Here is an 18,088-nt window from a genome sequence, read left to right on the forward strand (position 1 = left end):
CTCATGGCCTCATGGCCTCATGGCCTCATGGCCTCATGGCCTCATGGCCTCATGGCCTCATGGCCTCATGGCCTCATGGCCTCATGGCCGGGCTTCCGGCGCCGGGAGCGCCGGGCCCGCCCGGGAGCGGGCGCGGACCGTGTACGGGCCCGCCCGCGCCGCCGCCGAGACCTCGGCGAACTCCCCGCTGACGGCGCAGCTCACCACGCGTGCCCCTTGCGCCCCGGCCACCCGCCGGGCGAGCCCGCAGGCCACCGGCTCGCCCCGCAGGGCATGGTCCGCGGCCGCCAGCACCGCGAGGTCCGCCGCACCTCCGGCGCGGTGACGGGCCACCACCGCCTGGCTCATGGCCAGCAGCGCCGCGAACACCGCGCAGAATGCCGTCGCGGCCACCGCCACCCACACCGTCGCCACTCCCCTGTCACCCCACGGTCTCCTCCGCAAGGGCCACCGCCTCTCCGGAAAGCCGTACGGTCAGCGGGCCCGGTCCGGCCGTCCGCACCACCACCTTCACCCGGACCAGGTCGCCTTCCCGCGACACCGAGACCCGGGCGCCTTCCGGCGCGGTCGCCTCGGCCGCGGCGACCGCTGCCGACGCGGGGTCCGACCGGGCCGCCGCGCGGGCTCCCGCCCTCGCCGCGTCCACGCACTGGATCTGTGCGGCGGCGGCCACCAGTCCCCAGATCAGCCCCATGCCGAAGAGCATCAGCGTGGGGAGCACCACCGCGGCCTCCGCGGTGGCGTAGCCGCCGTCAGAAGGGCGCATTGAGCGCCCTGCCGATCAGCGACTGGAGCGCGGCGCTGACGGCGCCGCTCGTGACCACCTTGTAGAGCACGGCCGCGAGGGCGCATGCCGCCAGCGTCCCGACGGCGTACTCGGCCGTCGTCATCCCGGCCTCACCGTCCGCCCGCCCCCACGACCGCCACGACCGCCACCCGGCCCACCCCTTCGACCACCACCGCACGACCATCACTGCCTCCCCCGTACGCATCTCACGCATCGTCAGCCTCCCTTCATCAGCGAACTCGCCAGCCCGATCACCACAGGCACCACACCGACCGTCAGGAACGCGGGCAGGAAGCACAGCCCGAGCGGGGCCGTGGCCAGGACCCCCGCGCGCCGGGCCCGTATGCCCGCCGTCCTGGCGCGCTCGGTCCGCAGCCGGCCCGCGAGCCGGGCCATGGGCTCCACCGCCGGGACGCCCGTCGCCTGGGCCCGCTCCAGGCAGCGCGCCAGTTCGCGCGCGCCGGGGCCGGAAAGGCCGCCCAGCCGGTTCCAGGCGGTGGCGGGGTCACCACCGAGCCGCACCTCCGCGGCGGCTCGCGCGAGCCGCTCGCCCACCGGCCCGGCCAAGGACGCCCCGACGGCCTCCGCCGCCTGGCCGGGCCCCGCTCCCGCGGCGAGGCAGGCGGCCATGAGATCCGCGGCGAGCGGAAGCTGTCCGGCCACCCCCTCCGTCCCCTTGGCCCCCGGGCGTCGGCGCTCCGCGCCGATCCCGTCACCGGGCCCTTCCACGCCCCTCTCCCGTCGGCACCACCAGCGCCACATGCCGTACGCGGCGGCGAGCCCCGTGGCGCACCCGGCGACGCCACCGACGAGGATGAATCCGGCGGCTCCCGCCCCCATGACGGACAATCGGTCCTTCATCGGTGGCAACCGGGCGGCCCAGCGCCGCACCTGACCCTCCGAACGATCGACGCCGACCGGAGCGGGCGGTGGGAAGAGCCCGGCGACCCGACGCCGCGCGGCCCGTCTCCCGCGCACCCCACGCGCGGCCGCCATCGCGGCGGCGAGCGCGATGCCGAACGGAAACCCTATCCACAGGCTGTGGATAACCTTTTCGCTCGCACCACTCCCGATGCTCACGCCTCTCCCCCTCCGGCCGTTCGTACGATCCGCTTCGTCCACATCAGCCCGGCCCATTCCAGAAGCCCTCCGAGCGCCAGACAGGCCAGGCCGGGAACCGTGTGCAGCAGCACCCGCAGCGGCTCGGCACCCAGCGCGCCACCCATCAGGAGCGCGAGCACGGGAAGCACCGCCAGCATCGCCGCGGTCGATCGCGTGCCCGCCAACTGGGCGCGGAGCTCCTCCCGTTGGTCACGCTCGGCGCTCAGCGCCCCCGCGACCTTGTCGAGACCGGCCGCCAGGCCCGCACCGCCGTCGACCGCGACCTGCCAGCAGGCGGCCACGCCGTTGAGCCCTTCGGCCCCAGGGCGTCGACCGACCGAGCGCAGGGCCGCGGGAACGTCCCCGCCGAACCGCGCGGCCGCCGGGACCGCGGCCCATCCCCCTCCCAGCGTTCCGGCCGACGCCCCGGCCAGCGCCTCATGCGGCTGCCGCCCCGCCCTGAGCTCACCCGCGACCTCCCCGCACAGCTCGATCACCGCCGTCTCCCGGCGCTCGCGCTCCCGCCCCGCGGCCCGCGCGGCGAGCCGACGGCGTACGAGCGGCACGGCCACGGCCGCGAAGAGCAACGGCAGGACCGACTCACCCCACAGCGCCAGAGCACAGCCGACCGGAAGGCACGCCAGCTCCCGTCGCTCGCGCGCCGAACGCCGCAGGCGGGCACCCCACCCACCGACCCACGGCGGCACCCGGAGCCCCGGCGGGCCGACGTCCCCGCCGCCCGCGAAGAGCAGCCGGGCCCGCCGCACCTCCTGGCCCGGACGGGACAGCGACCAGGCCACGGCCCCCAGCGCCACCGCACACACCAGCGCGGTCTGCGGCACCGCCCCGGCCCCCGTCACGGCGCCCCTCCGCCGCGCTCGCACAATTCCGCCAGCCGCGCCCAACCACGCGCCCGCTCGAAGCCCCGCGGCCCCCACATGGCCGCGGGAACGGTCGAGACGAAGCCGGTCTCGCCCCGGTCGAGCACATGGATCTCGGCGACCCGCCGTCTGCCGCCCCGCTCACGCACCAGGTGGATGACCACCGACAGCCCGGCCGCCAATTGGCTGTGCAGCGCCGCGCGGTCCAGCCCGGCCGTCGACCCCAGCGCCTCGAGCCGGGCCGGGACATCCGTCGCGGCATTGGCGTGGACGGTTCCGCAGCCGCCTTCATGACCGGTGTTCAGGGCGCTCAGCAGGTCGGTGACCTCGGGGCCGCGCACCTCGCCGACGACCAGGCGGTCGGGCCTCATCCGCAGTGCCTGGCGCACCAGGTCCCGCAGCGTGACCAGCCCCATGCCCTCCTGGTTCGCGGGCCGCGTCTCCAGCCTCACCACATGCGGGTGGTCGGGGCGCAGCTCGGCGGAGTCCTCGGCCAGGACGATCCGCTCGTCCGGCGCGACCAGGCCCAGCAGGCAGGTCAGCAGCGTGGTCTTGCCGGAGCCCGTGCCGCCGCTGATGACGAAGGACAGCCGGGCGTCCAGGACGGCCCGCAGCAGCAGCTGGCCGCCCGGTGGCACCGTGCCCGCGTCGACGAGGTCCTCCAGGGTGAAGGCGCGGGGCCGCACCACTCGCAGCGAGAGACAGGTCGAGCCGACGGCCACCGGAGGCAGGACGGCGTGCAGCCGCGTCCCGTCGGGCAGCCGTGCGTCCACCCAGGGGCGGGCGTCGTCCAGGCGGCGGCCGGCGATGGCGGCGAGCCGCTGGGCGAGTCTGCGCACGGCCGTCGCGTCGGGGAAGGTCACCTCGGTGCGCTCCAGACCGGCTCCGCGGTCCACCCAGACCTGGTCGGGTGCGGTGACGAGCACATCGGTGACGTCGGGGGACACCAGCAGCCGTTCCAGGGGGCCGGTTCCGACGAGCTCGGACCGCAGCCGGGCCACCACGCCGAGGACCTCCGCGTCGCCGAGCAGCCGCCCCTCCCTCCGCAGGGCCTCCGCGACCCGGGCGGGCGTCGGTTCCGCGCCGCTCTCGGCGAGCCGCAGGCGCACGGTCTCCAGCAGTTCGGTGCTCATACGGGCGCCTGCTCGCCCCGGCCGGACATCCGGTCCCAGAATTCGGCGCAGAACCGGGCGAGCGGCCCCCGGTCGTCCGCGCCCGGCGGGCGCCCCGCCGCGAGCGCCGCCGGCAGGCCCGCCTCGGGAGCGAGCTCACCGGCCAGGGGGAGCTTGAGCAGCCGGGCGATCTCCGCGCCGTCGAGCCCGGCGGCGCAGGGCCCGAGCACCACGGCCCGGAGGTCGCCGAGCGCCTGACCCACCGTCGCGACGACGCGGTGGGCGGCCGCCACAGCCCGGAGTTCGGCGGGGACCACCAACAGGCCGAGGTCCAGCTGGCCGAGGGCTTCGAGCGCCGCCGGATCGAGCCGGCGCGGCAGGTCGACGACGACCACGCCGCCACGTCTGCGCGCTGCGGCGAGCACGGCGCGCATCGCGTCGGGCGGCACGCTCGCGCAGTCGCCGCGATCCCAGCTGAGCAGCCGCAGCGCGTGAAGTTCGGGCAGGGACTCCTCGAGCGCCTGCCCCGCCACCCGGCCGCGCGAGTCGGCGAAGGCGGGCCAGCGCAGCCCGTCCACGCGCTCACCGCCCAGCAGGACGTCGAGGCCGCCGCCGAGGGGGTCCGCGTCGACGAGCATGGTGCGCCGCCCCGCGCGGGCGGCCGCCAGGGCCAGGGCGCAGGCGAGCGTGCTCGCCCCTGCTCCGCCCCGGCCGCCGATCACACCGATGGTGCGGGCGGGGCTGCCGGCTCCTTCCACGGCGTCGGCGATGCGGTCGACCAGCGGGCCCTCGTCCCCGGGCAGCACCGCGACGCCTCGGGCGCCGATCTCCACGGCCCGGCGCCAGATGCCGGCGTCGTCCGGGTCGTTGCCCACGAGCACCGCGTGCTCCCCCAGGACTCCGAGGCCGGAGGCCGTGAACCGGTGGGCGCAGTCGTCCCCGATCAGGGCCAGCGGCGCGGCATCCCCCGTGCCCGCCACCGGGCGCGGGAGCGTGCCATGGGCCACTTCGGGCAGGGCCCCCGCCGCCGCGCACAGTCTGAGCAGGTCGTCGAGCAGCCCTTCGTCCTCGGTGACGATCAGCGGTCCGCCGCTTCCGACCCCGGCCGCCGACGGCCATTCGGAACTGCTGGATCCGGCCACGGTGTCCTCCCCGTCCCTCTGCGCGCTCTCGCTTCCGCGGACATCGCGGAACAGCGCGGGGAATCACCGTGCAACGAACTGGAAAATCATGTGGATCTTGGTGGAAAACTGGGGACAACCCCAGGGTTGTGAATATCCCGGTCACCTATACCGGTGACTTCCGCAGAGCGGCACCCCGATTACGTAGCGTGACGTGTATGAAGGAGGGGAGAGGGCCGCACTTCGGGCCGCGCCGAGGCGCACGGACGGAAGGGAGATCGGATGCCGGGGCCGGAAAAGTATCCGGACATGCGACGACCCCCGCCGGGGGGGAGAGCGGGGGTCGTCCCCACGGCCGACTCGGGGGGGGAGGAGTCGGGCCGGGTTAGACACGGTCGCGAACGATCCGTGACTTCCATGGTGTACCCGAGAGCCTTCTCAGGCAAACCCACACGCCTCAGCTTACGCCGAATGGAGGGCGCCTATGCTCGGGCGCGTGGAAAACCACTCGTTGTCCCGGACAGCCGCGTTCTTTGATCTGGACAAGACGGTCATTGCGAAGTCGAGCACGCTCACCTTCAGCAAGTCCTTCTACCAAGGCGGCTTGATCAACCGACGCGCCGTCCTGCGCACCGCATACGCGCAGTTCGTGTTCCTGGCGGGCGGCGCCGATCATGACCAGATGGAGCGGATGCGCGAGTATCTCTCCGCGCTCTGCCGAGGATGGAATGTCCAGCAGGTCCGCGAGATCGTGGCGGAGACCCTGCACGAACTCATCGACCCGATCATTTACGACGAAGCCGCCTCCCTCATCGAAGCACATCACACCGCCGGCCGCGATGTGGTGATTGTGAGCACCTCCGGCGCCGAGGTCGTCGAGCCCATCGGCGAACTCCTCGGCGCCGATCGCGTGGTCGCCACCCGCATGGTCATCGAGGACGGCGCCTTCACCGGCGAGATCGAGTACTACGCCTACGGCCCCACCAAGGCGGAGGCGATCCGCGCCCTCGCCGAGTCCGAGGGGTACGACCTGGCACGGTGCTACGCCTACAGCGATTCGGCGACGGACGTGCCCATGCTGGAGACGGTGGGGCATCCACACGCGGTCAACCCCGACCGCGCCCTGCGCCGCGAGGCCGTCGCCCGGGACTGGCCGATCCTCTCCTTCGACCACCCGGTACGGCTGAAGCAGCGAGTGCCGGCCCTGTCCATGCCCTCACGGCCGGCCCTTGTCGCGGCCGCGGCGGTCGGCGCCGCGGCGGCCACGGCGGGCCTGGTCTGGCTCGCCAGCAGGCGGCGTGAGCCATCCATCCGCATTGCCCGATTTTGAGGCTAAAAGCAAATATATGCGGTCTGGCCTTCCGCTTCGGCGGCTACAGGAGTAGAAAGGAATCAACGGCCCGCGAGACCAGGGACATCCGAGAGGAAGCCCTTCACGCACCACGGCCCACGGACCGCGCATGAACGTCGGGCACCCACGCGACGCCGACCCGTCGATTACGGGCCAGCCGCACCAGGCATGGGCGAAGTCTCCAGCCTGATGGGCAAACATCGTGCACGCACTGGTAACCCGGCGAACATGCCAGCGGCGGTACCAGACTTGACCGGTACCGCCGCAACCCTGTCCGGACTCCACGCCCCTCACGGAAGCGGTCGACACCCCTCACGGGGCGGTCGCCGCACCGCTTCGGGCCTGCTGCGGGACCCGGCGGCGAAGTCGGGTCAGGCGGCGCCCCGCTGAAGCGCCTCGCACACGGCGACGCTCTCCCGGACCCCCAGCTCGACGGCGCGGCCGCAGTGCGCGATCCAGGCCGCGACGCCCTCCGGCGTCCCCGACACATACCCTTCGAGCGCCTCCGCGTAGGCCGTTCGGCCCAACTCCGCGTGGCCCACCTCGGCCGGGCAGATCGACTTGGGGTCGAGCCCGCTGCCGACGAGCACGATCCGCTCGGCGGCCCGCGCGACCAGCCCGTTGCACGACCCGAACGGGCGCAGGGCGAGAAGTTCTCCGTGCACCACGGCCGCCGTCACCAGCGCCGGTGCCTCACTGCCCGCGAGGAGCAGTCCGGCCAGCCCCTCCAGCCGCCCCGCCACCTCGCCCGCGCTCGGCAGCGGCAGCTCGATCAGCGGCTCGTCGACCGGCTCACCCGCCAGCCGGGGCCGGCCCACCGACTCGTCGGCCCGGGCCCCGCTCGCGGCCACCAGGTGCAGCCTGGCCAGGACACGCAGCGGCGACTGCCGCCACACGCTCAGCAGCTGGCCCGCCTCCGCGGTCAGCCGAAGGGCCGCACCCACCGTCCGAGGCTCACCCTCGACACTGAAGTCGGAGCGCCGGCGCACTTCTTCGAGCTCCCAGTCGGCACCGGACAGCGCCGCCGAGCCGCGCGCCCCACGCAACGCGGCCTCGGAGGCGATCTCATTGCTGCGGCGGCGCATCACCCGATGGCCGTAGACGCGGTCCACGGCCTTGCGCACGGAGTCCACGGAGTCGGCCACGCCCGGGAGCGAGCCCAGGGCGGCGAGCGGATCGGCTGTCGTACTCATGGGTAGACCCTACGCACTTCGGGTTCACACCCCTCGAAGGAGTGGTCTTCTTCACTCACAGCTCTCACTTTTCGCGACCGCCACCCTACGCTTGGTGAACATGAAGATCGCTTTCGTAGGCAAGGGCGGCAGCGGCAAGACCACGCTGTCCTCCCTGTTCATCCGCCATCTCGCCGCGGACCGCGTCCCCGTCGTCGCCGTTGACGCCGACATCAATCAGCACCTCGGGGCGGCGCTCGGGCTGGACGACGAGGCGGCCGCCGCCCTGCCCGCGATGGGCGCCCAGCTCCCCTTGATCAAGGAATATCTGCGCGGCACCAACCCCCGGATCGCCTCCCCGGAGACGATGATCAAGACGACACCGCCGGGCGAGGGCTCCCGGCTGCTGAGGGTCGACGAGGAGAACCCTGTCTACGCGGCGTGCGCCCGGACCATTCCGCTCGACGACGGCGACGCGGTCCGGCTGATGGCGACCGGCCCCTTCACCGAGTCGGACCTCGGGGTGGCCTGCTACCACTCCAAGGTCGGCGCCGTGGAGCTGTGCCTCAACCATCTGGTCGACGGGCCGGGCGAGTACGTCGTGGTCGACATGACGGCGGGCAGCGACTCCTTCGCGTCCGGGATGTTCACCCGTTTCGACATGACGTTCCTGGTCGCGGAGCCCACCCGCAAGGGAGTGTCCGTCTACCGCCAGTACAAGGAGTACGCGCGGGACTTCGGCATCTGCCTGAAGGTCGTGGGGAACAAGGTGCAAGGCCCCGACGACCTGGACTTCCTCCGCGACGAGGTCGGCGACGACCTGCTGGTGACGGTCGGCCACTCCGACTGGGTGCGCGCGATGGAGAAGGGCCGGCCGCCCCGCTTCGGCCTGCTGGAGGAGTCCAACCGCGCGGCACTGCGCACTCTCCGGGAGACGGCGGACGGCGCGTACGAGCACCGGGACTGGCAGCGTTACACCCGTCAGATGGTGCACTTCCACCTGAAGAACGCGGAGAGCTGGGGGAACGCCCGGACGGGCGCGGACCTCGCGGCCCAGGTCGACCCCTCCTTCGTACTGGACGAGCGCTGGGCCTCTACCCCGCAGCCCGCTTGACCCGCTGGGCGGCGGGGAACCGGCCCCAGCCGCCCTTGGGCTTCTCCCCGACGTCCAGGGCGCGCAGTTCCCCGAGCAGCTTCGGGTCCTGCGCGTCCAGCCAGTCGGCGAGCTGCTTGAAGGACACGCAGCGCACGCCCTCCTTCCCGCAGACCGTCTCGATGGTGCTCTCGACGGCGCGCATATAAGTGCCACCGTTCCAGGACTCGAAGTGGTCCCCGATGAGCAACGGGGCGCGGTTGCCGTAGTACGCGCGGTCGAATCCCGCGAGGAGTCCCTCGCGCATCTGCTCACCCCATGCCTCGTGCCGGGACGGGTCGCCCCGGGTGCGGCCGCCGGACTGGTTGGCGAGGAAGTTGTAGTCCATGGCCAGCGTCTCGAAGCCCCGGCCGGGCACCGGGATGTCCTGCAGCGGGAAGTCCCACAGCCCGCCGAGCCTGCGGGGCCACACCTGCCGGCCGCCGATCGAGCTGGCGTCGTAGCGGAAGCCCATGGCCTTGGCGGCGGGGACGAGTCTGCGCTGGCCCTCCAGACAGGGGGCGCGGCCGCCCACGAGTTCCTTGCCGTAGTCGAAGGGCAGGGGCGGCTCGTGGGCGAGGCGGGCATTGGTCTTCCAGTGCCCCACGAAGGACTTCGCCTGCCGGATCTCGCTCTTCCACTCGTTCACCGACCAGGTACCCACGCCGTCGCGGGGCCCGCAGAAGTGGCCGTTGAAGTGGGTGCCGATCTCGTTGCCGTCGAGCCAGGCACCGCCGAGCTGGGCGGCGGTGGCCCGCACACCCTTGATGCTGTTGAAGCCGATGTCGGAGGCGCCCCGCCGGTGCCGGGGCGGGTCGTACAGCCCTCTGCGGTCGGTGGGCAGCATGTACACGCCGCTGAGGAAGTAGGTCATGGCGGCGTGGTGCCTCCTGCCCACGCGGCGGAAGTGGGAGAAGAGCTTCTGGTCGTCCTCACCGGCACCGTCCCAGGAGAAGACCACGAACTGCGGTGGCGTGCGGCCGGGTTCGAGCCGCTCCGGCCTGGGCTGCTGGGGCTGGGGGCCGGTCTCCGCCATCGAGCCGTCCCCGATCGGACGGACCGGGCGCCGGGCCGCGTCGGCGGCGCCCCGCGCCGGGGCGCCCGCACCCTTCCGCCCCTCGCCGTCGGAGCAGCCCGCGGCCCCCGTCGCCAGGGCCAGCGCCGCGAGACCGCCCAGCGCCATTCGCCATGCAGCGGCCATCTGCCACCTCAGCCTTCGGTTCGTCGGACCGGCCCGACCGGCAGGCTCACCGTCGCACGCAAAAACAGAACCAAAGGAATGACGAGCGGATAAAAATACATATTCACTCGATAGAAGGAACCGCGCCTTTATTCGACCGCTCGCCCTTCCCGCGATCTTTACTCTCCATTACGATTCATTTACCGAGAGTTGAAGTAGGCCCCGCCATCGCAGCGCTCCCGCCGCTGCACGCCGTGACCACGGCCGCGTCCCCTGCGGCCGCGCCGCCCCGACGAAGACGGGAACGACCATGCACCCTCAGCCGTCGCAGACGCATGACTCCGCACAGCCGCCCCCCTCACGGCGACGCCCCGAAGGCCAGGAGGGCCCACGGCATCCGCAGGGCCGCCCCACCTGGCGGCAGGATCTCTCCGCCTCTGTGGTCATCTTCCTGATCGCCGTGCCCCTCTCCCTGGGCATCGCGCTGGCGACCGGCGCACCGCTCCAGGCGGGGTTGATCGCGGCGGCCGTGGGCGGCATCGTCTCGGGGCTGCTCGGCGGAGCGCCGCTCCAGGTCAGCGGGGCCGCCACCGGATTGGTCGTGGTGACCGCGGAGCTGGTCCAGCGCTATGGCTGGCGGGCGACCTGCGCGATCACCGCCCTCGCCGGTCTGGTCCAACTCGCGCTCGGGGCCGCCAGGGTGGCCCGCGCCGCGCTCGCCGTCAGCCCGGCCATCGTCCATGGCATGCTCGCCGGCATCGGCGTCACGATCGCGCTGGGGCAGCTGCACGTCGTCCTGGGCGACAGCCCGAACAGCTCCGCGCTGGAGAACCTCGCGGCGCTGCCCGCCCAGCTGGCCGATCTCCACCCGCAGGCCCTGCTGGTCGGCGCGATCACATTGGCCGTGCTGACGGCCTGGCCCCGGCTGCCCGGACGCGCGGGCCGGTGGATCCGCAGGGCCCCGGCGCCGCTGGCGGCCGTCGTCACGGCGACAGCGGCGAGCGTCGGCATGGACGTGCCCCGGGTCTCCCTGCCCCGCTGGGAGCTCCAGGCGCTGCCGGCCCTGCCGGACGGGCCGGCGCTCGGGGTGTTCGCCGCGGTCCTGACGGTCACGCTGGTGGCGAGCATGGAGTCGCTGCTGTCCGCGGTGGCGGTGGACCGGCTGCGCGCCGAGCGGCCGGATCCGCGCGGCGGCCCCGCCGACCTCGATCGCGAACTGGCCGGGCAGGGCGCGGCGAACGTGGTCTCCGGGCTGCTCGGAGGGCTGCCGATCGCCGGTGGCGCGATCCGCGGCGCGGCGAACGTCGAGGCCGGGGCCGCCACCCGGAAGTCCACCGTGCTGCACGGCGTGTGGATGCTCGTCTGCGCAGGTCTGCTCGCCGGAATGCTGGAGCTGATCCCACTGGCCGCGCTGGCCGCGCTGGTCATGGCGGCCGGGGTGAAGATGGTGAGCTTCGCCCACATCAAGCACGTGCAGCGCCACCGCGAGTTCCCCATGTACGCGGCGACGCTCGGTGCCGTGGTGCTGTTCGGAGTGCTCCAGGGCCTCGCGGTCGGCATCGTGGTCACCGCGTTCCTCTCCCTGCGCCGCCTCACCCACACGCGCATCACCGTCGCCGAGGAGGAGGAGCTCCACGTCGTCCGCGTCAGCGGGCAGTTGACGTTCCTGGCGGTGCCCCGGCTGAGCAGGGCGCTCGCGCAGGTGCCCGAGGGGGCGAGCGCCGTGGTGGAGCTGGGCGGCTCCTTCATGGACCACGCGGCGTACGACGCCCTCCAGTCCTGGACGAACGCCCAGCGGGCCCATGGCGGTTGGGTGACGCTCCGGGGGCGCGGCGGGCAGCCGATCGCCGAGCCCGCGAGCGCCCACGCGTGCCGGCCCTGGACCCCTTGGCGCAACCACCACTGCACCCGCCCGGCGTCGGCCGAGGGGGCCGCGGGCGGGCGGCAGTTGCTGGGCGGCGTCAGCGCCTTCCAGCGCAACACCGCCCCGCTGGTCCGGGAGGAGCTGGCGAGGCTCGCCCGCGAGGGCCAGCGCCCGACCCAGCTGTTCCTCACCTGCGCGGACTCCCGCCTGGTCACCAGCATGATCACCTCCAGCGGGCCGGGTGATCTGTTCACGGTGCGCAATGTCGGCAATCTGATGCCGCCCCCGGGCTCCGACGGCACCTGCGACTCGGTCGGCGCGGCCGTGGAGTACGCGGTGGAAGTCCTGCGGGTCGGCAGCATCACCGTGTGCGGGCACTCTGGCTGCGGGGCGATGCAGGCGCTGCTGGGGTCGGCCGGCCAGGAGACCGGTGCGCTGCAGACCCCGCTCACCCGCTGGCTGCGGCACGGGCGGCCGAGCCTGGCCCGGATGGGGCGGATCGGCAGGCTGGGCCGTGGCGAGGTCGCGCTGGCCGGCCGGCCGGTGGCGGACGACGTCGAGCGGCTCGCGCTCGTCAATGTGATGCAGCAGCTCGACCACCTGATGGCGCACACATGCGTGGCCCGTAGGGTCGCGGAAGGGTCGCTCCAGCTCCAGGGCATGTACTTCCATGTGGCCGAGGCCCAGGCGTATGTGCTCGACAGCCGCTCAGGGACGTTCCAGGCCGTACGGCCCGAAGTCCTCGACACGGTCTGATCCATGAGGTCCGGGGGCCCGCGCGCGCCCGGACCGGTGTCGTACGGACGCCGGTGTCGTACGGGCGCCGGTGTCGTACGGGCGCCGGTCCCACGCGTACGGACCGACCCACGCCTACGGACCGGCCCGCGCGTACGGACCGACCTGCCCGTACGGCCCCGCGGCCTCGCGCGCCATCCGGCCCCGCCCGGGTCCCGGCCGGCAGCCGACGTGTCCGGTGTGTCCCCCCGCACGCCTCCGACCTCGCACAACACCCCCATATACAGGTCTAAACCAATTTTTGACAACAACCCTTGTCAGGGTGCGCCCCGGGCTGATGAGCTATGGCCCGGGACACAACGGGCACCCTGGGAAAGGGAGATGTCGTGAGCAACGAAAGCCTGGCCAACCTCTTGAAGGAGGAGCGCCGCTTCGCACCGCCTGCGGGCCTGGCCGCGGAGGCCAACGTCACCGCGGAGGCGTACGAGCGGGCGAAGGCCGACCGGCTGGGCTTCTGGGCCGAACAGGCCCGCCGCCTGAGCTGGGAGACCGAGCCGACCGAGACCCTCGACTGGTCGAACCCGCCGTTCGCCAAGTGGTTCGCCGACGGCCGGCTCAACGTGGCGTACAACTGCGTCGACCGCCATGTGGAGAACGGCCTGGGCGACCGGGTGGCCATCCACTTCGAGGGCGAGCCGGGCGACACCCGCTCGATCACCTACGCCGAGCTCCAGCGCGAGGTCTCCAAGGCCGCGAACGCCCTGATCGAGCTGGGCGTCCAGGCGGGCGACCGGGTGGCGATCTATCTCCCGATGATCCCCGAGGCCGTTGTCTCGATGCTGGCCTGCGCCCGGATCGGCGCCCCGCACTCGCTGGTCTTCGGCGGCTTCTCGGCGGACGCCCTCGCGACCCGGATCAAGGACGCCGACGCCCGCGTCGTGATCACCGCCGACGGTGGTTACCGGCGCGGCAAGCCCTCCGCGCTCAAGCCCGCCGTCGACGAGGCGCTGACCCGCCCCGGCACCGAGAACGTCCGCAGCGTCCTCGTCGTCCGCCGCACCGGCCAGGAGGACATCGCCTGGTCCGAGGGCCGCGACGTGTGGTGGCACGACCTGGTCGAGGCCCAGTCCGACCAGCACACGCCGCAGGCGTTCGACGCCGAGCACCCGCTGTTCATCCTCTACACCTCGGGCACCACGGGGAAGCCGAAGGGCATCCTCCACACCACCGGCGGCTACCTCACCCAGATCTCGTACACCCACCACGCCGTCTTCGACCTCAAGCCGGAGACGGACGTCTTCTGGTGCACGGCCGACGTCGGCTGGGTGACCGGCCACTCCTACATCGTCTACGGCCCGCTGAGCAACGGCGCGACCGAGGTGCTCTACGAGGGCACCCCCGACAGCCCCCACCAGGGCCGCTGGTGGGAGATCGTCCAGAAGTACGGCGTCACGATCCTCTACACCGCGCCGACCGCGATCCGGGCCGCGATGAAGTGGGGCGACGACATCCCCGCCAAGTTCGACCTGAGCAGCCTGCGGATCCTGGGCTCGGTGGGCGAGCCCATCAACCCCGAGGCATGGGTCTGGTACCGCAAGCACATCGGCGCGGACCGTACCCCGGTCGTCGACACCTGGTGGCAGACCGAGACCGGCGGCATCATGATCAGCCCGCTGCCCGGGGTCACCGAGACCAAGCCGGGCTCGGCGCAGGTCCCCCTCCCGGGCATCGCCGCGACGGTCGTGGACGACGACGCCCGCGAGGTGGCGAACGGCTCCGGCGGCTACCTCGTCCTGACCGAGCCGTGGCCGTCGATGCTCCGCACGATCTGGGGCGACGACCAGCGCTACCTCGACACCTACTGGTCCCGCTTCGAGCACAAGTACTTCGCGGGCGACGGCGCCAAGAAGGACGACGACGGCGACATCTGGCTGCTCGGCCGGGTGGACGACGTGATGCTGGTCTCCGGCCACAACATCTCCACCACCGAGGTGGAGTCCGCCCTCGTCTCGCACCCGAAGGTCGCCGAGGCGGCGGTGGTCGGCGCGACCGACCCGCAGACCACCCAGGCGATCTGCGCCTTCGTCATCCTCCGCGGCGACGCCGACGCCCATGAGGAGGGCCTGGTCGAGGAGCTGCGCGCGCACGTCGGCAAGCAGCTCGGGCCGATCGCCAAGCCCAAGCGGATCCTGCCGGTGGCCGAGCTGCCCAAGACCCGCTCCGGAAAGATCATGCGCCGCCTGCTGCGCGACGTGGCCGAGAACCGCACCCTCGGGGATGTGACCACCCTGACCGACTCCTCGGTCATGACCCTCATCCAGTCCCAGCTCCCGACCGCCTCCAGCGAGGACTGACCCGGGAAAACGTCTGCTCAGAGCGGGTACCAAAGCGCATACAAGTGAGGGGCATCCGGCAACCGGCCGGGTGCCCCTCACTCTTTCGGGCTAAGGTAAGTACTGATCGCGTAAAGATCGCGACAAGAATCAAGGGCGCGCCGGGAAGTCTGGTCGGCACACAGCACACGTGTATCCAGTCGACCCCCAGGAGGTCCACCGCCGTGGCCGCGCCCAAGAACCGCCGCTCCGTCTTCCTCGGCCGGTTGCCGCTGCCCGAGCGGAATTACCTCGCCGACGCCCTGCGTACCGAGACCGTGGGCGGTGTGCTGCTGCTGGTGGCCGCCATCGCCGCGCTGATCTGGGCGAACACCCCGATCCGCGACAGCTATGAGTCGGTGCGCGCGTTCCACTTCGGCCCCGGCTCCCTGGGCCTGCACCTCTCGCTCCAGCACTGGGCGGCCGACGGCCTGCTCGCCGTCTTCTTCTTCGTCGCGGGCATCGAGCTCAAGCGCGAGCTGGTCGCGGGCGAGCTGCGCGACCCCAAGGCGGCCGTGCTCCCGGTGGTCGCCGCGGTGTGCGGCATGGCCGTACCCGCGCTGGTCTACTTCGCGGTCGTCTCCACGGGTAGCGGCTCCACGGCCGGCTGGGCCGTGCCCACCGCCACCGACATCGCCTTCGCGCTCGCCGTCCTGGCCGTGATCGGCACTTCGCTGCCGTCGGCCCTGCGGGCGTTCCTGCTGACGCTGGCCGTCGTCGACGACCTCTTCGCCATCCTGATCATCGCGGTCTTCTTCACCTCCTCGCTGAACTTCACCGCCCTCGCCCTGGCCGCGGTGGGTCTGGCGGTCTTCTGGCTGCTGCTCCGCAAGGGCGTCCGGGGCTGGTACGTCTATGTGCCGCTGGGCCTCGTCAACTGGGCGCTGATGTACAACAGCGGCGTCCACGCGACGATCGCCGGTGTGGCGATGGGTCTCATGCTGCGCTGCCACCGCCACGAGGGCGAGGCGCACTCCCCCGGTGAGCACATCGAGCACCTCGTGCGCCCGCTCTCCGCCGGACTGGCCGTACCGCTGTTCGCCCTTTTCTCGGCCGGCGTCGCCATCTCCGGTGGCGCGCTGTCGGACGTCTTCAGTAAGCCCGAGACGCTGGGTGTCGTACTCGGTCTGGTGGTGGGCAAGGCGATCGGCGTCTTCGGCGGGACGTGGCTGGCGGCGCGGTTCACCAGGGCGACCCTCAACCCCGACCTCAAGTGGCCGGACGTGCTGGCCGTCGCCTCCCTCGCCGGCATCGGCTTCACCGTGTCCCTGCTGATCGGCGAGCTCGCCTTCGACGGCGACCAGCTGATGACCGACGAGATCAAGGCCGCCGTGCTCATCGGCTCGCTGATAGCCGCGGTGCTCGCGAGCGTCCTGCTGAAGCTGCGCGACAACAAGTACCGGAAGCTCTGCGCGGACGAGGACCGCGACGAGGACCAGGACGGCATCCCCGACGTCTATGAACAGGACAATCCGGAATACCACCTTCGGATGGCCGCGATCCTGGAGGCGAAGGCCGCCGAGCACCGGAGGCTGGCGGAAGTCGCCGCCGGGCGCACCACCGGCGACGCCGGTCCGGCATGATCTGAGAGTCTTTAGATCCGCTGAAAGACCGCGGACGACGAAGCCGATGACGATGAGGGAGCAGCCGATGAGCGCAGCCGACGACGGTGCGGCGACCGGCACGGAGGCCGGCGCGGCAGCCGGCGCGATGGGCACGGACCGGAGCCTCGGCCAGCTGGTGGCGACGGCCACCACCGAGCTGTCCGCGCTGGTGCACGACGAGATCGCGCTGGCCAAGGCCGAGCTGCGGCAGGACGCGAAGCGGGTCGGCATCGGCGGTGGCGCGATCGCCGCGGCCGGCACGCTGGCGCTGTTCTCGCTGCCGGTGCTGAGCTTCGCGGCCGCGTACGGGATCCATAACCTCGGTCTCGGCCTGGCCTGGTCGTTCCTGATCGTCGGCGGTGCGTTCCTGCTGATCGCGGCGCTGCTGGGGCTGCTCGCGGTGGGCCGGTTCAAGAAGGTCAGCAAGCCCGAGAAGAGCATCGCGTCGGCGAAGCAGACCGCCGCCGTGCTGGGTACGGTCAAGCCGCACCCGCGGCCGCTCACGGGTACGGGCCCGGCGGACGCATCTGTGACACGCTCGACCGTATGACGGTGCCCGATACCCCCGCAGCGCCCGCATCCGACCCCGACCCCGGCGAGTCGGCCGTGCCGGGCGGCACGCAGAGCCCCGAAGGCCCGGCCGTGACCGCCGGGCCGCGGGGTGCCGCGGCGCCCCTCCCGAGGCCGACGCCCTCGCCCGCCTCGGTCGTACGGGCCGAGGGGCCGTGGACCCACCGGGACGTCGCGGCGAACGGCGCGCGGTTCCACATCGCCGAGATGGGCGAGGGGCCGCTGGTGCTGCTGCTGCACGGCTTCCCGCAGTTCTGGTGGACGTGGCGGCACCAGCTTCCGGCGCTCGCGGACGCGGGCTTCCGGGCGGTGGCGATGGATCTGCGCGGGGTGGGCGGCAGCGACCGTACGCCGCGCGGCTACGACCCGGCCAACCTCGCCCTCGACATCACCGGAGTGATCCGCTCCCTCGGGGAGCCGGACGCCGCGCTGGTCGGCCATGACCTGGGCGGATATCTGGCGTGGACGGCGGCGGTGATGCGCCCGAAGCTGGTGCGCAGACTCGCGGTCTCCTCGATGCCGCACCCGCGCCGCTGGCGTTCGTCGATGCTGGCCGACGTCAAGCAGAGCGCGGCCGGCTCCTATATCTGGGGCTTCCAGCGCCCCTGGCTGCCGGAGCGCCGGCTGATCGCGGATGACGCGGCACTGGTGGGGCGGCTGGTACGGGAGTGGTCCGGCCCCCGGCTGCCGGACGACGAGGCGGTCGACACGTACCGCCACGCCATGTCGATCCCCTCCACCGCCCACTGTTCGATCGAGCCGTACCGCTGGATGGTGCGGTCGATGGCCCGGCCGGACGGTCTGCAGTTCAACCGCCGGATGAAGCGCCCGGTGCGGGTGCCGACGCTGCATCTGCACGGTTCCCTCGATCCGGTGATGCGTACGCGCAGCGCGGCGGGGTCCGGGGAGTACGTGGAGGCGCCGTACCGCTGGCGGCTGTTCGACGGGCTCGGGCACTTCCCCCATGAGGAGGATCCCGTGGCGTTCTCGACGGAGCTGGTCAGCTGGCTCAAGGACCCGGAACCCGACCGCTGAGACCCGGTCGGCGCACCGCCGAGCGCGACGGAACGTCCGTTCTCCGAACGGCCAATTGCCCGGCGCATAGG

16 protein-coding genes are annotated in these 18,088 nt (G+C 72.6%); 7 read left to right on the forward strand and 9 right to left on the reverse strand.

What is annotated here, in order from left to right:
- Window positions 1–81 precede the first annotated feature (81 nt).
- The 7 genes from AF335_RS11460 to ssd all read right to left on the reverse strand — a co-directional run bounded on the left by AF335_RS11460 (window position 82) and on the right by ssd (window position 5,023).
- On the reverse strand, window positions 82–414 hold the full coding sequence (locus AF335_RS11460) for an Rv3654c family TadE-like protein (protein ID WP_311775600.1): 333 nt from the start codon (window positions 412–414) through the stop codon (window positions 82–84).
- A gap of 7 nt (window positions 415–421) precedes the next feature.
- Window positions 422–766, reverse strand: coding sequence for a TadE family type IV pilus minor pilin (locus AF335_RS11465; RefSeq protein ID WP_102918236.1), 345 nt, complete (start codon window positions 764–766; stop codon window positions 422–424).
- Window positions 753–971 (reverse strand): DUF4244 domain-containing protein, encoded by a 219-nt coding sequence (locus AF335_RS11470; RefSeq protein WP_102918730.1) that lies wholly within the window; start codon window positions 969–971, stop codon window positions 753–755. The genes AF335_RS11465 and AF335_RS11470 overlap by 14 nt, the downstream gene beginning before the upstream one ends.
- A gap of 32 nt (window positions 972–1,003) precedes the next feature.
- On the reverse strand, window positions 1,004–1,627 hold the full coding sequence (locus AF335_RS11475) for a type II secretion system F family protein (RefSeq protein WP_311775601.1): 624 nt from the start codon (window positions 1,625–1,627) through the stop codon (window positions 1,004–1,006).
- Between the two features lie 236 nt (window positions 1,628–1,863).
- Entirely contained in the window at window positions 1,864–2,748 is an 885-nt protein-coding gene (locus AF335_RS11480; RefSeq protein WP_376697828.1) for a type II secretion system F family protein, read from the reverse strand.
- Window positions 2,745–3,902, reverse strand: a complete 1,158-nt coding sequence (locus AF335_RS11485) for a TadA family conjugal transfer-associated ATPase (protein ID WP_102918237.1) — start codon at window positions 3,900–3,902, stop codon at window positions 2,745–2,747. Before AF335_RS11485 ends, AF335_RS11480 begins: the two co-directional genes overlap by 4 nt.
- On the reverse strand, window positions 3,899–5,023 hold the full coding sequence (gene ssd / locus AF335_RS11490) for a septum site-determining protein Ssd (RefSeq protein WP_102918238.1): 1,125 nt from the start codon (window positions 5,021–5,023) through the stop codon (window positions 3,899–3,901). The genes AF335_RS11485 and ssd overlap by 4 nt, the downstream gene beginning before the upstream one ends.
- Before the next feature lie 463 nt (window positions 5,024–5,486).
- Here ssd and AF335_RS11495 point away from each other — a divergent pair, with 463 nt between their 5' ends.
- Window positions 5,487–6,332: an HAD family hydrolase gene (locus AF335_RS11495; RefSeq protein WP_102918239.1), complete on the forward strand. Its 846-nt coding sequence runs from the start codon at window positions 5,487–5,489 to the stop codon at window positions 6,330–6,332.
- A 392-nt stretch (window positions 6,333–6,724) separates the two neighbouring features.
- Here AF335_RS11495 and AF335_RS11500 read toward each other — a convergent pair whose 3' ends face one another.
- A complete protein-coding gene (locus tag AF335_RS11500) occupies window positions 6,725–7,546 on the reverse strand; it encodes a Fic family protein (RefSeq protein WP_102918240.1) in 822 nt (273 codons plus the stop codon).
- Between the two features lie 100 nt (window positions 7,547–7,646).
- Here AF335_RS11500 and AF335_RS11505 point away from each other — a divergent pair, with 100 nt between their 5' ends.
- The gene (locus AF335_RS11505; protein ID WP_102918241.1) at window positions 7,647–8,639 is read left to right on the forward strand and encodes an ATP-binding protein; all 993 of its coding nucleotides are present in this window, start codon (window positions 7,647–7,649) and stop codon (window positions 8,637–8,639) included.
- Here the strand turns inward: AF335_RS11505 and AF335_RS11510 are convergent.
- Entirely contained in the window at window positions 8,620–9,858 is a 1,239-nt protein-coding gene (locus AF335_RS11510) for a polysaccharide deacetylase family protein (protein WP_228773267.1), read from the reverse strand. The genes AF335_RS11505 and AF335_RS11510 overlap by 20 nt on opposite strands.
- Window positions 9,859–10,147: 289 nt before the next feature.
- Between AF335_RS11510 and AF335_RS11515 the strand changes: the two genes are divergently transcribed.
- The 5 genes from AF335_RS11515 to AF335_RS11535 all read left to right on the forward strand — a co-directional run bounded on the left by AF335_RS11515 (window position 10,148) and on the right by AF335_RS11535 (window position 18,017).
- The gene (locus AF335_RS11515; RefSeq protein WP_102918242.1) at window positions 10,148–12,457 is read left to right on the forward strand and encodes a SulP family inorganic anion transporter; all 2,310 of its coding nucleotides are present in this window, start codon (window positions 10,148–10,150) and stop codon (window positions 12,455–12,457) included.
- Between the two features lie 365 nt (window positions 12,458–12,822).
- Window positions 12,823–14,790, forward strand: coding sequence for an acetate--CoA ligase (gene acs, locus AF335_RS11520; protein ID WP_102918243.1), 1,968 nt, complete (start codon window positions 12,823–12,825; stop codon window positions 14,788–14,790).
- Window positions 14,791–14,993: 203 nt separating this feature from the next.
- On the forward strand, window positions 14,994–16,391 hold the full coding sequence (nhaA, locus tag AF335_RS11525) for a Na+/H+ antiporter NhaA (protein WP_102918244.1): 1,398 nt from the start codon (window positions 14,994–14,996) through the stop codon (window positions 16,389–16,391).
- A gap of 67 nt (window positions 16,392–16,458) precedes the next feature.
- Complete coding sequence (locus AF335_RS11530; RefSeq protein WP_376697829.1) at window positions 16,459–16,962, forward strand: phage holin family protein; 504 nt, start codon at window positions 16,459–16,461, stop codon at window positions 16,960–16,962.
- Entirely contained in the window at window positions 16,959–18,017 is a 1,059-nt protein-coding gene (locus AF335_RS11535; RefSeq protein ID WP_221505452.1) for an alpha/beta fold hydrolase, read from the forward strand. The genes AF335_RS11530 and AF335_RS11535 overlap by 4 nt, the downstream gene beginning before the upstream one ends.
- Window positions 18,018–18,088: the final 71 nt, after the last annotated feature.

Origin of the sequence: Streptomyces eurocidicus (genome assembly GCF_002891295.1) — a bacterium.
GTDB classification, from domain to species: Bacteria; Actinomycetota; Actinomycetes; order Streptomycetales; family Streptomycetaceae; genus Streptomyces; species Streptomyces eurocidicus.

Coding starts and splice junctions, on each gene's coding strand:
- AF335_RS11505 (WP_102918241.1), top strand. CDS start 7,647: ATGAAGATCGCTTTCGTAGGCAAGGGCGGCAGCGGCAAGACCACGCTG.
- AF335_RS11465 (WP_102918236.1), bottom strand. CDS start 766: ATGCGCCCTTCTGACGGCGGCTACGCCACCGCGGAGGCCGCGGTGGTG.
- AF335_RS11495 (WP_102918239.1), top strand. CDS start 5,487: ATGCTCGGGCGCGTGGAAAACCACTCGTTGTCCCGGACAGCCGCGTTC.
- AF335_RS11475 (WP_311775601.1), bottom strand. CDS start 1,627: ATGGGGGCGGGAGCCGCCGGATTCATCCTCGTCGGTGGCGTCGCCGGG.
- AF335_RS11510 (WP_228773267.1), bottom strand. CDS start 9,858: ATGGCCGCTGCATGGCGAATGGCGCTGGGCGGTCTCGCGGCGCTGGCC.
- AF335_RS11485 (WP_102918237.1), bottom strand. CDS start 3,902: ATGAGCACCGAACTGCTGGAGACCGTGCGCCTGCGGCTCGCCGAGAGC.
- AF335_RS11500 (WP_102918240.1), bottom strand. CDS start 7,546: ATGAGTACGACAGCCGATCCGCTCGCCGCCCTGGGCTCGCTCCCGGGC.
- AF335_RS11530 (WP_376697829.1), top strand. CDS start 16,459: ATGAGCGCAGCCGACGACGGTGCGGCGACCGGCACGGAGGCCGGCGCG.
- AF335_RS11470 (WP_102918730.1), bottom strand. CDS start 971: ATGGTCGTGCGGTGGTGGTCGAAGGGGTGGGCCGGGTGGCGGTCGTGG.
- AF335_RS11535 (WP_221505452.1), top strand. CDS start 16,959: ATGACGGTGCCCGATACCCCCGCAGCGCCCGCATCCGACCCCGACCCC.
- AF335_RS11515 (WP_102918242.1), top strand. CDS start 10,148: ATGCACCCTCAGCCGTCGCAGACGCATGACTCCGCACAGCCGCCCCCC.